The 12,776-nt window shown below is 68.9% G+C and carries 13 protein-coding genes; 8 read left to right on the top strand and 5 right to left on the bottom strand.

Annotated elements, in window-relative coordinates; genetic code table 11:
• Nucleotides 1-250 precede the first annotated feature (250 nt).
• The 6 genes from BLT78_RS04890 to BLT78_RS04860 all read left to right on the top strand — a co-directional run bounded on the left by BLT78_RS04890 (nucleotide 251) and on the right by BLT78_RS04860 (nucleotide 6,192).
• Entirely contained in the window at nucleotides 251-1,411 is a 1,161-nt protein-coding gene (locus BLT78_RS04890; RefSeq protein ID WP_090347890.1) for an acyl-CoA dehydrogenase family protein, read from the top strand.
• A complete protein-coding gene (locus BLT78_RS04885; protein WP_090347889.1) occupies nucleotides 1,408-2,586 on the top strand; it encodes an acyl-CoA dehydrogenase family protein in 1,179 nt (392 codons plus the stop codon). The genes BLT78_RS04890 and BLT78_RS04885 overlap by 4 nt, the downstream gene beginning before the upstream one ends.
• 33 nt (nucleotides 2,587-2,619) lie before the next feature.
• Nucleotides 2,620-3,693: an AraC family transcriptional regulator gene (locus BLT78_RS04880; protein ID WP_331715151.1), complete on the top strand. Its 1,074-nt coding sequence runs from the start codon at nucleotides 2,620-2,622 to the stop codon at nucleotides 3,691-3,693.
• 210 nt (nucleotides 3,694-3,903) lie between these two features.
• A complete protein-coding gene (locus BLT78_RS04875) occupies nucleotides 3,904-4,674 on the top strand; it encodes a class II aldolase/adducin family protein (protein WP_090347887.1) in 771 nt (256 codons plus the stop codon).
• Nucleotides 4,675-4,694: 20 nt separating this feature from the next.
• Nucleotides 4,695-5,621 carry a TauD/TfdA dioxygenase family protein gene (locus tag BLT78_RS04870; protein ID WP_090347886.1) on the top strand — a complete coding sequence of 309 codons (927 nt, stop codon included), beginning with the start codon at nucleotides 4,695-4,697 and terminating at the stop codon, nucleotides 5,619-5,621.
• A gap of 169 nt (nucleotides 5,622-5,790) precedes the next feature.
• Entirely contained in the window at nucleotides 5,791-6,192 is a 402-nt protein-coding gene (locus BLT78_RS04860; protein ID WP_090347885.1) for a helix-turn-helix domain-containing protein, read from the top strand.
• Nucleotides 6,193-6,238: 46 nt separating this feature from the next.
• Here BLT78_RS04860 and BLT78_RS04855 read toward each other — a convergent pair whose 3' ends face one another.
• Nucleotides 6,239-7,285, bottom strand: a complete 1,047-nt coding sequence (locus tag BLT78_RS04855) for a metal-dependent hydrolase (RefSeq protein ID WP_090347884.1) — start codon at nucleotides 7,283-7,285, stop codon at nucleotides 6,239-6,241.
• 3 nt (nucleotides 7,286-7,288) lie between these two features.
• Nucleotides 7,289-7,972, bottom strand: a complete 684-nt coding sequence (locus BLT78_RS04850; RefSeq protein WP_197673138.1) for a TetR family transcriptional regulator — start codon at nucleotides 7,970-7,972, stop codon at nucleotides 7,289-7,291.
• Between the two features lie 213 nt (nucleotides 7,973-8,185).
• Here BLT78_RS04850 and BLT78_RS04845 point away from each other — a divergent pair, with 213 nt between their 5' ends.
• Nucleotides 8,186-8,665: a SixA phosphatase family protein gene (locus tag BLT78_RS04845; RefSeq protein WP_090347883.1), complete on the top strand. Its 480-nt coding sequence runs from the start codon at nucleotides 8,186-8,188 to the stop codon at nucleotides 8,663-8,665.
• A 51-nt stretch (nucleotides 8,666-8,716) separates the two neighbouring features.
• Here BLT78_RS04845 and BLT78_RS04840 read toward each other — a convergent pair whose 3' ends face one another.
• Nucleotides 8,717-9,580 carry a LysR family transcriptional regulator gene (locus BLT78_RS04840; RefSeq protein WP_090347882.1) on the bottom strand — a complete coding sequence of 288 codons (864 nt, stop codon included), beginning with the start codon at nucleotides 9,578-9,580 and terminating at the stop codon, nucleotides 8,717-8,719.
• A 331-nt stretch (nucleotides 9,581-9,911) separates the two neighbouring features.
• Between BLT78_RS04840 and BLT78_RS04835 the strand changes: the two genes are divergently transcribed.
• Complete coding sequence (locus tag BLT78_RS04835) at nucleotides 9,912-10,307, top strand: DUF892 family protein (RefSeq protein ID WP_090347881.1); 396 nt, start codon at nucleotides 9,912-9,914, stop codon at nucleotides 10,305-10,307.
• 85 nt (nucleotides 10,308-10,392) lie between these two features.
• Here the strand turns inward: BLT78_RS04835 and BLT78_RS04830 are convergent, their stop codons facing one another.
• Nucleotides 10,393-11,331, bottom strand: a complete 939-nt coding sequence (locus BLT78_RS04830) for a bifunctional OB-fold nucleic acid binding domain-containing protein/MaoC family dehydratase (protein WP_090352142.1) — start codon at nucleotides 11,329-11,331, stop codon at nucleotides 10,393-10,395.
• Nucleotides 11,332-11,336: 5 nt separating this feature from the next.
• Nucleotides 11,337-12,548 (bottom strand): thiolase family protein, encoded by a 1,212-nt coding sequence (locus BLT78_RS04825; protein ID WP_090347880.1) that lies wholly within the window; start codon nucleotides 12,546-12,548, stop codon nucleotides 11,337-11,339.
• Nucleotides 12,549-12,776 lie beyond the last annotated feature (228 nt).

The raw sequence follows: 12,776 nt of genomic DNA, 5'->3' as shown, positions 1-12,776 counted from the left end.
CTGCTCCTGAAAGATCGTTTCATGACTTGGGGCGATTCTGCGCAGGCCGCACCAGGGGCTCATCGTCCGTTGAGACTAAGCAGGGGCGAGACCTGTAGGGGCGAATTCATTCGCCCGACCGGGGCATGCAGGCGAATGAATTCGCCCCTACACGGCCCCGGACAGCGCGGCTCCTAGTCCGTTTCGGGGATTCCCGCCGTCCGCTCCCCTCGCACACTCCTGTCCTGCTAATGGGCCAGAGGAGCCGGTAATGGACTTCGCGCTGAGTGACGAACAATTGATGATTCAGGAGAGCGCGGCGGGCTTTCTCGCCGCGGCTTCCGATTCGGTGGCGGTGCGCGCCGCCATGGCCAGCCCGCAGGGCTTCGATGGCGAGCTGTGGCGGCAGATCGCCGAGGAGCTGTGCTGGCCGGGGCTGATGATTCCCGAGCAGTACGGCGGCGTCGGCCTGGGCTTCGTCGAGCAGGCCATCCTGCTCGAACAGATGGGCAACCACCTGCTCTGCTCGCCGTTCTTCGCCAGCGCCTGCCTGGCCACCCCGGCGCTGCTGCTGGGCGACAACGAGGCGCTGCGCGCGCGCTGGCTGCCCGAACTGGCCGCCGGCAGCCTGACCGCCACCCTCGCCTACCACGAAAGCCGCGACGGCTGGCATGCCGCCGAGCAGCCGCGCGCCACGCGTGACGGCGACGGCTGGCACCTCGACGGTATATATGAAGCTGTGCTCGACGGCGCCAGCGCCGGGCTGCTGGTCGTCGCCACCCGCGACGACGCCGGCGCGCTGCGCCTGTTCACCGTGCCCGCCGAGCAGGCCGGCATCCGCCGCCAGGCGCTGCCGACCCTCGACCAGACCCGCCGCCGCGCGCGCATCGAGCTGGACGCCGTGACGGTCACCGCCGAGCAGTGCCTGCACGGCGATGGCCAAGGCGAAGCCCTGCTCGACAAGGTCCTGCAGATCGCCGCCATCGCCCTGGCCTGCGAGCAGACCGGCGCCGCCCAGCGCACCCTCGACCTGACCCTCGCCTACATCGGCGAGCGCAAGCAGTTCGGCCGCACCATCGCCAGCTTCCAGGCCATCAAGCACCGCTGCGCCGATCTGATGCTGGCCATCGAGTGCGCCCGCTCGGCCGGCTACTACGCCGCCTGCGTGGCCCGCGAGGCGCTGCTCGAGGACGGCGACGCGCACCTGGCCGCCCAGTTGGCCGAGGCCTGCGCCATCGCCCAGAGCCAGGCCAGCGAGACCTTCATGCACTGCGCGGCGGAGTCGATCCAGCTGCACGGCGGCGTCGGCTTCACCTGGGAGTACGACCCGCACCTCTACTTCAAGCGCGCCCGCGCCAGCGAGCAGCTGCTCGGCACCCCGAGCTGGCACCGCGAGCGCCTGGCCACCCTGATTCTGGAGACCCGCCCATGAAAATCGGATTCGGCATCGAGGACGAAGCCTTCCGTCAGGAAGTCGCCCACTGGCTGCAACAGCACCTGCAAGGCGAATTCGAGCAGCTGCGCTTTCGCGGCGGCCCCGGCGACGAACACATGTTCCCCGAGGAGCGCAAGGCGTGGGAGCGCGAGATGGCCAGGGGCGGCTGGATCGGCCTGGGCTGGCCGCGCGAGTGCGGCGGGCGCGGCCTGTCGATCAGCCAGCAGGTGATCTTCCACGAGGAGTACGCCCGCGCCGGCGGCCCAGGCCGCATGGGCCACATCGGCGAGGGGCTGGCCGGGCCGACCATCGCCGCCTTCGGCAGCGAGGAGCAGAAGCGCCGCTTCCTGCCCGGCATCCTCGAAGGCCGCGAGTTCTGGTGCCAGGGCTACTCCGAGCCGGGTGCCGGCTCCGACCTGGCCGGGGTGAAGACCCGCGCCCGCCTGGAGGGCGATCGCTGGCTGATCAACGGCCAGAAGGTGTGGACCTCGCTGGCCCACGAGTCGGACTGGTGCTTCGTGATCGCCCGCACCGAGCCGGGCAGCGTCGGTCACAAGGGCCTGTCGTTCTTCCTGGTGCCGATGCATCAGGCCAACATCCGCGTGCAGCCGATCCAGCAGATCACCGGCACCAGCGAGTTCAACGAGGTGTTCTTCGACGACGCCGAAACCGCCGCCGACAACATCGTCGGCGCGCCCGGCGAGGGCTGGAAGATCGCCATGGCCCTGCTCGGCTTCGAGCGCGGCGTTTCCACCCTCGGCCAGCAGATGCTGTTCCAGAACGAGCTGGACGAGGTCATCCGGCACGCCCGCGCCAACGGCGCCGCCGCCGACCCCATGCTGCGCCAGCGCCTCGCCCGCGCCTGGGCCGGCCTGCGCACCCTGCGCTACAACTCGCTGCGCATGCTCTCCGGCCCGCAGGACGGCACGCTGCGCCCCGAGGCGATGAGCTACAAGCTGGCCTGGTCCACCTGGCACGTCGAACTGGGCAAGCTGGCGATGGACGTGCTCGGCCCGCAGGCGGAGATCCTCGACGGCGAGCCCTACGAGCTGTCGCGCCTGCAGTCGCTGTTCCTGTTCACCCGCTCGGACACCATCTACGGCGGCAGCAACGAGATCCAGCGCAACATCATCGCCGAACGGGCGCTGGGAATGCCGCGCGAGCCGCGCTGAGCGTCACGGGCGACCAATCCACTGTAGGGGCAAATTCATTCGCCAACACGCCTCGCCAAGGCGAATGAATTCGCCCCTACAGACTACCGGGAGGCCGCCATCAACACCGATTCCCGCTACATCGTCTGGCTGCTCGACTTCCTCGCCGGCCAGGGCATCGACAGCGCGCAACTGGCACGCCGGCACCGGCTGGCCCCCGCGCGCCTACTGGCCCCCGATACCGTGGTCAGCACCGAGCTGCACCGCCAGTTGTTGCTTGATGCGCTGCAGTTGAGCGGCAACGGCGGCCTCGGCCTGCAACTGGGCATCCAGCGCTCGCTGGCCACTCTCGACCAGCTCGGCTACCTGATGATGAGCAGCCGCACGCTGCGCGAGGCGAGCCACGCCGGCCTGCGCTACCAGAACTACCCGGGACGCTTCTCCGGGCGCTCGATCGTCACCTCGTTCAGCGAGATCGAAGGCCACGGCTGCTACCAGATCCAGGTCAAGGACGACCTCGGCCCGCTGCGCCTGCTCGCCGTGGAGGACGTGCTAGGCAGCATCGTCGCCACTGCCCGCTGGGTGCTCGGCCGTCCCCTGCCGGTCACCCGCCTGCGCTGCGACTTCCCCGCGCCGCCCCATGCCGAGCAGTACCACACGGTGTTCGCCTGCCCGATCCAGTTCGACGCACCGGCCACCCAGCTGTTCTTCGACGCCGCCGTGCTCGACCAGCCGCTGCCCCACGCCAGCCCGCAGAGCGCCGCGCTGTACGCCAGCCTGTGCGAGCGGCGCAGCATCGAACTCAGCCGGGGCGACGTGGCCGCGCGGGTTTCGCAGTTGATCGTCGAGCATATCGCCGAGCCACCGGACCTGGCCGCCGCAGCCAATGCCCTGCACTGCAGTCCGCGCACCCTCAGCCGCAAGCTGCTCGCCCAAGGCTGGCAGTACCAGCAGCTGGTCGACCAGGTGCGCGAGATCCACGCCCGCCGCGCGCTCAGCGACCCGACCCAGAGCATCACCCGCATCGCCCAGCAGCTCGGCTACGCCGACAACTCGGGCTTCTTCCGCGCCTTCAAGAAGTGGACCGGGCTGTCGCCCAGCGCCTTCCGCGAGCGGCTGCTGGGCTGAACGCCGGGCAATCGCTGTAGGGGCGAATTCATTCGCCTTGCCGGAGCGTCTTGGCGAATGAATTCGCCCCTACAGCGGATGGTGCAAAACCGCCCGCCAACATGGCCGGATCGGCCAGCGATCTGTCCGCATCCGCAATGCCCGCACCGGCTCGCAGCTCTAGCATCGACCCCACGACAAGACCCGCTAAACCAACACCGGAGCACCGCCATGCTGAGAACCGAGGGCATCAACGCCCACCTGCTGGAGAAGTTCACCCCCAACCCCGGCGCCCGTCCGCTGCTGCCCGAACTCAGTCCCAAGGCGCAGGTCGCGCTGATGTGCCGGATACTCCGCCGCGAAGGCTGGGACGACCACATCGCCGGGCACATCACCGTGCGCCAGCCGGATGGCACGGTGCTGACCAATCCCTGGGAGCTGGCCTGGGACGAGCTGCGCGCCAGCGACATCGTCACCCTCGACCGCCACGGCAAGATCCTCGACAGCGACTGGAACGTCACCCCCGCCCTCGGCCTGCACCTGCAGCTGCACGAACTGCGTCCCGACGCCAACGTGGTGATCCACAACCACGCCAGGTGGAGCGGCATCTGGGCCGACCTGCAGCAGGTGCCGCCGGTCTACGACCAGTCCGGCGCCTACTGTGGCGTCGAGCTGCCGCTGTACGACGACTACGCCGGCACCTTCGAGAAGCAGCAGACCAGCCTGTCCGCCGCCGAGGCCTTGGGCGACGCCAAGTGGGCGCTCTTGGCCAACCACGGTTCGCTGGTGGTCGGCCGCGACCTGCGCCAGGCCCACCTGCGGGTGGTCACCCTGGAATGGCGCTGCCGCCGCGCCTACGAGGTCAAGCTGGCCGGCGGTGGTCGCCCGCTGGCAGACGAAGTGGTCGAACGCCTCGCCATCGCCGACGCCAACGGCTTCCCCTTCCTCTGGGAAGCCATGGCCCGCCGCGAGCTGCGCAACGACCCGTCGGTCCTCGAATAACGACAATAAGGAGAGCCACCATGAGCCTCATCGTCACCCCCCTGAACAACGTCGGCGTCGAAGTCTCCGGCTTCGACATCAACGGCCCCTACAGCGAGGCACTGCAGGCCGAGCTGAAGGCGCTGTGGTACGAACACGCCATCCTGCTGTTCCGCGACCAGCAGATCACCCCGGAAAGCCAGATCCGCTTCAGCCGCCTGTTCGGCAAGCTGGAGATGCACCCGCTCAAGGTCACCACCTCGGACCAGTACCCGGAACTCTTCGTGCTGGAGAACAACGGCGCCAAGGACAGGTTCGCCACCGCTTGGTACCACGGCGAGGAGATCGTCGGCCGCCTCGACTGGCACATCGACCTGCACTACACCGGCCGCCCCAACCACGGCGCCGTGCTGACCGCCGTGGAAGTCGCCCGCGAAGACGGCATGACCGGCTTCGGCGACCTGGCCAAGGCCTACGACGCCCTCGATGACGAGACCAAGGCGCTGCTGGAGAAGCTCGAGGTGGCCTACTCGTTCAGCATGCAACGCCGCCACATGCGCTACGTCGACCTGGACGGCTACGTGCCCGGCCCCGGCCTGCCGAAGAAGCCCGCCGACATCGGCTTCCCCGACTTCGCCGATGCGGTCTACCCGGCGGTGCTCACCCACCCGGTCAGCGGCCGCAAGGTGCTCGGCGTGGTCGAGCAGTTCCTCGACCGCATCGTCACCCCGCAGCGCTTCGGCCTGTGCAACGACGAAGCCATCGAACTGCTCGAACGCCTGGTGGCGCATACCCGCAAGCCGGAATTCCACTACTTCCACCAATGGCGCCAGGGCGACATGGTCCTCTGGGACAACTGGCGCGCCATGCACTGCGCCACCGGCACCAAGCCGGGCGTGCGCCGGGTGATCAACCGCACCACCATCGAGGGTGATCGGATGCTGGGGCGGGTGTTGAGCGGGGAGTGACAGCAGCGTCTACCCTGCCCGGCTGGTGTCGATGCACCCGCCGGGCATTTGCGTTTGGCTGATCGGACAGATCACCGCTTACCATCGTCCAGTACCAAGCGCAGCAGCTGTTCATCCAGCACGTGCTGGATCATGCTGAATACGACAAAGGCAAGTGGAGGGAGTAACCATGTCCGCACTGATCGAACAGGCCTGCGAGCACTGGCGCTATGTGGCTCCCCTGCTCCGCAAGCCCGCGAACAAAGAAGACTACGACGCCCGGGTCGAAGCCCTGGACGAACTGCTGGTCATCGTCGGCAACGACGAAGATCACCCGCTGGCCAGCCTCGCCTCGCACATCGGCGACATGCTGCTGGCCTACGATGAAGCGCACCGCCCCCTGCCCAAGGCCAGTGGTGTGGAGGTGCTGCGCTACCTGATGCAGGAGCACGGCCTGACCCAGGCCGACCTGCCCGAGGTCGGCGCGCAATCGGTCATTTCCGAGATCCTTGGCGGCAAGCGCCAGCTCAATGTCCGCCACATCCGCGCGCTGTCCGAGCGTTTTGGCGTGCCTGCAGACGTGTTTTTCTGAGGCTGCACATGCCTTCTGTGGTGCTCCAGCGGTCGGGACCGGTGGCTCAATCCAGCCCTTGCCGCGAATCGGCCGAGAAGTAGCGCAGGCGATACAGCCGCCAGGGCTGGGGCTCGCCGCTGCGGCAGAAGCCGTAGCGAAAGGTCTCGGGCAGGGTCGGCAGGTCGTAGCGCAGGTCGGTGAACCAGATGCAGGTGTCGTGGCCGCGGTCGATCCGCGACAGCGCCGGGAAGACCGCGAAGCGCCGGTAGGGCGCGAAGCGCGGGTCGTGCCAGCGCGCCTGCACCTGCGCCTGCAGGGTCGCGTCCGCGCCGTAGCGCTGGCGCAGCTGCCAGACCAGTTGCTGCGACGGCCGGTAGGCCCGGGCCAGCTCGCCCAGCGGCCCCGGGAGCGGCAGCGCTGCGGCGCCAGCGCCGAGCCGCAGATGGGCCTGGTGATAACGCTCGCCATCGACCACGAGCAGTTTCCAGTGGAAGGGCGAGAGCGGCTGGGCCAGCGCCGTCACCCGCGTCGGCGCTATGCCATTGGCCTGCGCCCACTGGTGCGCGATGTCGCTGGCGCGCAGCTGCTGCAGCGTCTGCGCGCCCGCATAGAGCATCAGCAGCGCGAGACCGGCGATGGCCGGCCAGCGCTTGCGCCGCCTCAGGCTGGCGATCAGCGCGCCCAGGGCGATCAGCAGGAAGAGCGGGTCCACCAGGAACAGGCTGCCGATCCAGAACCGCCGCGGGCTGAGCGGATGGAAGAGCGCGATGCCGTAGGCGGTCATCAGGTCGAGCGCGATGTGCGAGGCAAGCCCGGCGGCGGCGAACGCGCAGGCGGGCAGGAACGCCGCCTTGCGCCGGCCCGCCAGGGCGAAGGCGCCGGCGATCAGCGCGGCCCACAGCGGCAGCAGGAGCAGCGAATGGGTCGGGCCCTGGTGCCAATCGGCGAGAAAGCGCAGCGGATCGACGAGGAAGCCGATGAAGTCGAGATCGGGGAAGACCGCCGCGCCGCTGCAGATCGCCAGGCGCTGCCGTGGCGACAGCGCGCTGCGGCGCGCCGGGGTGGCTTGCGCCAGCGTGGCGCCCAGCAGCGCGTGGGCGAGCGCGTCCACCGTTCAGCCGCCGCCAGCGGCCCCGTTGCCGGCTCGGCTCGGCGCGGCCCCGCTGCGGCTGGCCGGCGCTGCGCCGCGCTCGCTCCCGGCGAGCCAGCCGGCCAGCCACTCGGCGCGGGCGAGCAGCCGGTCGAGCAGGTCGTGGGTCCGGCTGGAGTCGGGGCTGTCGTCGCGCAGCCAGCAGGCGAAGGTGGCCAGGTAGATGGCGGTGAGCGCCGCCTCCTCGCATTCGCGTCGCCAGCCGGTCGCCGGCAGCAGGGCCACCTCGCGGATCCATTGCACGGTGCGACTGACCCGCAGCGCGCCCTGAACCTGGAGATGCACATGCTCGGGCTGCAGCTTGTAGCGCAGCATCTCGGCGGCCAGCTGGCGATGCGGGGCCAGCGCCTGCAACCAGGCGAAGATCGCGCGCTGCAGGCGTTGGCGAGGACTGAGGAACGACCAGCCCGGCGCCTGCGGCGCGGCCAGCAAGGCGGCATCGGCACGCTCGAACCAGGCTTCGGCAATCGCGTCCTTGCCGGCGAAGTGTCGGGCGATGTCGGCCATGCCGATATCCAGCCGCGCCGCGAGGTCATGGAGATGAAACCCGTCCCAGCCGCGCTCGACGCCGAGCATCAGCGCGGTGTCGATGATCCGGCATCTGAGCTCGGTCTGATCGAGGATGCCGGGGGCCGCCATTTCGCTCATCGCATCGTCTCCGCTGCCAGAGGTGCCGAACCGTCTTCTGGAAGCGTAGATGCGCTGGCGGCCACCGGGGTGCCGCCTGGCGGAGCGCCGCACATGGCGTCGGCCACAGGGGCGATAGAGCCGACGCGCCTCCTCACGGCCGCGTGCATCTGTTTGTAAGCAGCGCGCTGTAACCTCAAGCCGAATCCATCGCATACAGCAGAGGTGCGTCACATGAAGACGCTGTTTCTCGTCCGCCACGGCCAGTCGAGCTGGGACGATGTCAGCTTGACCGACCGGGACCGACCGCTGACCGACAAGGGCAAGCGCGATGCGGTGAAGATGGGCAAGCGCCTGGCCGAGGCCGAGGTCGCCGTCGATGCGCTGCTGTCCAGCCCGGCCTTGCGCGCGCTGGCCACGGCGAAGGCCATCGCCCGCAAGCTCGACTTCAAGCGCCGGCACATCGTGCAGGACGAGCGGCTGTACAGCGGCCAGGTGGACGAGCTGCTGGAGCTGATCGAGGAGATCGGCGGCGAGCACAAGCGGCTGATGCTGGTCGGCCACAACCCGCTGCTGTCGGAGCTGGTGCTGCGCCTGGCGGACAAGGACGTCAACCTGCCGACCTGCGCCGTGGCGGTGCTGAGGTTCGACACCAAGTCGTGGGCGAAGATCGGCCGGCAGAAGCTCGACAAGGTGACGATCAAGTATTCGTGACCGCCATCGACTGGCCGGGGCATGTCGCGGCCGCGCGCAGGCGGGCATGCGCTACATCAGCGGATCCCAGCGTTGCGACCAGTCCTTCTCCTGGCCGGCCACCTCGCGCAGCAGCGCGCAGGCCTGCTGCAGCTCGGCGCTGTCGCGCTCGCGGACGTAGACCAGGTACACGGGATGACTGAACTCGGGGGCCTTAGGCACCCGCTCGAGGAGGCCGCGCTCCAGGTAGGTCTGGACCACCCGGGTGCGGAAATAGCCGGTGCCGCCCTGCTCCAACAGGTACTGCAGGGCCAGCGGGCCGAGATTGAAACTGAGTCCGGCTCGCGCATGTTCGGGCAGCGCGGCGTCGTGGCTGCGGCGGAAATCCTCGCCCCAGTCGATGTACAGGTAGGGCTCGGGATTCTTCACCGAGCGCACCAGGATCAGCCGTTCCTCCAGCAGCGGCTCGACCTGCAGGCCAGCCCAGTACACCGGGCTGTGGACCAGCGCCGCGTCCAGGCGGCCATCCTCGAGCTGCTCCAGCAGTTGCGCGGGCGCGCCGATCTCGGCGCGGATGGCGTGCTGCGGAAAGTGCTCGCGCAAGCGCCGTACCCACTGCAGCAGCAGCGGACTGCCCAGGCTGACCTCACCGCCCACATGCAGCAGCTGGCGGTAGCCCTCGGGCAGCGGCAGGTCGCGCTGGGCGGCCTCCCAGGTCTGCACCATCTGGTTGGCGTAGGCGACGAACGCCGTGCCGTTGGCGGTGAGCGTGGCGCCGGAGCGGTTGCGCACGAACAGCTTGCAGCTGAGCTGCCCCTCCAGGTTCTGCACCCGCGCGGTGATCGCCGTCTGGGTGACGTGCAGGCGCTCGGCTGCAGCGATGAAGCTGCCGCAGCGGACGATTTCGAGGAAGGTGCGAGCCAGTTCGATGTCCATGTTGCGCGGTCCGGTGGAGGCTGCCAGGTACGGGCGGGCGACCGCCAATGCTGCACGCCGCTCGCTGAAATATCAAAAATACTGCACTTCTCAGCGAGCATTATCAGTCAGTTGAAATTTCACTGCATGTCAGAACCGCGTCCGCCCTTGCCGAGCCCCCTTGCGTGGCGAACGACCAGCGCCGGGCGCGACCGATGATTCAATAAAATTGCACTCAGCGAGCATCCGTATTCATTAGCCAGCATGATCGCCCAGCGTCAGACTGGAACTGCCTGGCAGCGGCCAGGCGCGAAATGCCGAACCGGTGACCGTCCCTACAGGAGTTGCGATCATGTCCACACCGCTCGATGAACTGCTGCAGACCCTGCTCAGCGCCGAACGCGCCGGCGTCCAGGTGGCCTCGGCGAGCATGCGCGAATGCCGGGATCCGGCCCTACGCCCGCTGCTCGAGCAGATCCTGGCCGGCGAGGGCGAGAGCTGCCGCCGCCTGCTGACCTGCCTGCAGCATCTGGGCGTGCAGCCCAACCGGCAGACCGGCGACTTCTACGCCAAGGCGATGGCCATCGCCGACCTGCACGAGCGCATGGCGTTCATCGATCGCGGCCAGCGCTGGGTGATCCGCAAGCTGCGCGAAAGCCTGCCCGACTGCACGGATCGCACCGTGCAGGCCGAACTCGAGGAAGTGCTGCGCATCCACGAGCAGAACAGTGCGGCGAGCGCCGCCTAGACGGCGGCCGCAAGGCGCCCACGAAAAAAACCGCCCAGCGCATGCGCTGGGCGGGAAAGGGTGACGCTTCGCAGGGGCCTTGCACTTACATGTACAGCACGACCAGATCGTTGATCACCGCCGGGCGCTCGCTGCCGACCACGTGGATGTTCAGCTCCAGGGTCAGCTGGGTGCCGCGCTTGCCGATCTCCACGGCCTTGACCCGGCCGCGGGCGTGGATGCGCGAGCCGGCCGGCACCGGGCTGGGGAAGCGCAGGCGGTCGGAGCCGTAGTTGACCATGTTGGTGAAGCCGACGATCTCGTGCGCGAACGGCACCTTGAGGCGCGACATCAGCACCTGGACCAGCGCGCCGTGGGCGATGGTGCCGCCGAACGGGCCCTGCTTGCGGGCGCGTTCCGGGTCGGTGTGGATCCAGTAGTCGTCGCCGGACAGCCGGGCGAACTCGTCGATCAGTGCCTGGTCGACGACGATCTGGTTGCTCCACTCCGTGAACTGCTCGCTGACCAGCGCGTGCAGGGCTTCGGCGTCGTCGACGCGGATCTGCCGGCGCGGCGTCTGTTCCTCGACCTGCTCGACTGCCTCAGGCTCGTCGAAGCGGCGCGGAGCCACGTCCTTGTCGATGCCGGTGAAGCGCAGCAGGGTTCTGCCTTCGGCGTCGACGGTGTCGAACACCGGCTTGAGGCGCATGCCGACCTTGATCTCGCCCTCTTCGAGGCCGACCAGGGTGGTGTTGATCCGCACGCCCTCGTCCAGCTCGACCACGGCGAGCTTCTGCGGCGCCTCGTCGGCGAAGTCCGGCAGGGTCGGGATGCGCGCCACGGTGAAGCTGTACAGCGTGCCGGCGCCGGAGACCTCCTGCCACTTGAGGTCGTGGGAGTAGCAGCGGTCGCAGTGGCGGCGCGGATAGAAGATCCAGTGGCCGCAGGCCTGGCACTGCGGGATGGTCAGGCGCTGCTCCTTGAGGCCAGCCCAGAACGGCGCCGAGATTTCCGTCGGCACGGGCATCGGTTTGTTGGTCGACATCTCGCTCATGCTCCCTGGAGAATCAGTGCGCCCTGCTCGCTCATCACGCCGCCGGTACCGGAGACGTAGACGTTGTCGCAACGGGCGAGCTGGCGGTCGCCGGCGCGGCCGGCGATCTGGTGGAAGGCCTCGATGACCTGCGACATGCCGCCGGCCGAGCCGGCCTGGCCGAAGCTGAGCTGGCCGCCGTGGGTGTTCATCGGGAAATCGCCGCGCCAGGTCAGGTCGTGCTCGCGGACGAAGCGCAGGCCCTCGCCCTTGGGCGCGAAGCCGGCGTCCTCGAGGGTCAGCAGCACGGTGATGGTGTAGCAGTCGTAGATCTGCGCCGCGTGCATGTCGGCGGGCTTCAAGCCGGCCATGGCGAAGGCGCGGTCCGAGGCCGGGCCGACCGGGGTGCGGGTCATGTCGTCGGCGTAGGACGGCGACTTGAATTCCAGGTGTTCGCCGAAGCCGGTGACCACCGCGCCGCGGTTGCGCGCGCGGGCGGCGACCTCCTTGGAGGCGACGATCAGCGCCGCGCCGCCGGCCACCGGCATGACGATCTCCAGCACGTGCAGCGGGTCGGCGACCATCTTGCTGGCCAGCACCTGCTCGACCGTCAGCGGCTGGCCGTAGAACATGGCCTCGGGGTTGAACTGGGCGTTGAAGCGCTGATCGACGGCGATCTTCGCCATCGCCTCGGCGTCGTAGCCGTACTGCGCGGCGTAGCGCTGGGCGATCATCGCGTAACCGGTGTTCTGGCCCATGTGCCCGTAGGGCAGGTCGAACTCCGCCTCGGGCGCGCCGAAGGCCGTGCTGTGGCCGCCGAAGCGCATGGCGCGGGCCATCCAGCTCGGGTCCTCGTCGGGGCCGAAGGGGGCCATGCGCGCCGGCAGCACGCAGAGCACCGCCTGGCACAGGCCCAGTTCGATGGCGGCGGCGGCGCGCCAGACCATGCCCACCGAGGTGCAGCCGCCGAGGTCGACCACTTCGGCGAAGTTGAGCTTCATGCCCAGGTATTCGGCGGCCATCGCCGGGACGAACACCGAGGCTTCGTGGAACTGCGGGCCGTTGATCACCAGGCCGTCGAGATCCGAGGCTTGCAGGCCGGCGTCGGCCAGGGCGCGCGCGGCCAGATCGGCCACCTGTTCCAGATGGAACATGCGCGGCGCGGTGGCGTACTTCTCCGGTTTGTACTGGGCCGCCCCGACGATGGCGGCGTTGCCTTTGAGTCCCATGGTTGTCTCCACTGGTGCGGGGCGCGACTGCCGCCACTATGCCGCAGTCGCCCCCGGCGCGAATCGTTCGAATCGACTAGACCGGGCCCTGTAGGGGCGAATTCATTCGCCAAGCAGGCCAGCGGCCTGCCCTTGGCAACCTCCGGGGCCGCGTTGCGGCCCATGGCGAATGAATTCGCCCCTACAACGGATCGACCGGATTGATGCCATTGCCCTGCTCGGACAGGC

Source organism: Pseudomonas oryzae (assembly GCF_900104805.1).
GTDB classification, from domain to species: domain Bacteria; phylum Pseudomonadota; class Gammaproteobacteria; order Pseudomonadales; family Pseudomonadaceae; genus Geopseudomonas; species Geopseudomonas oryzae.
This window is presented reverse-complemented; position numbering and strand designations above follow the sequence as displayed.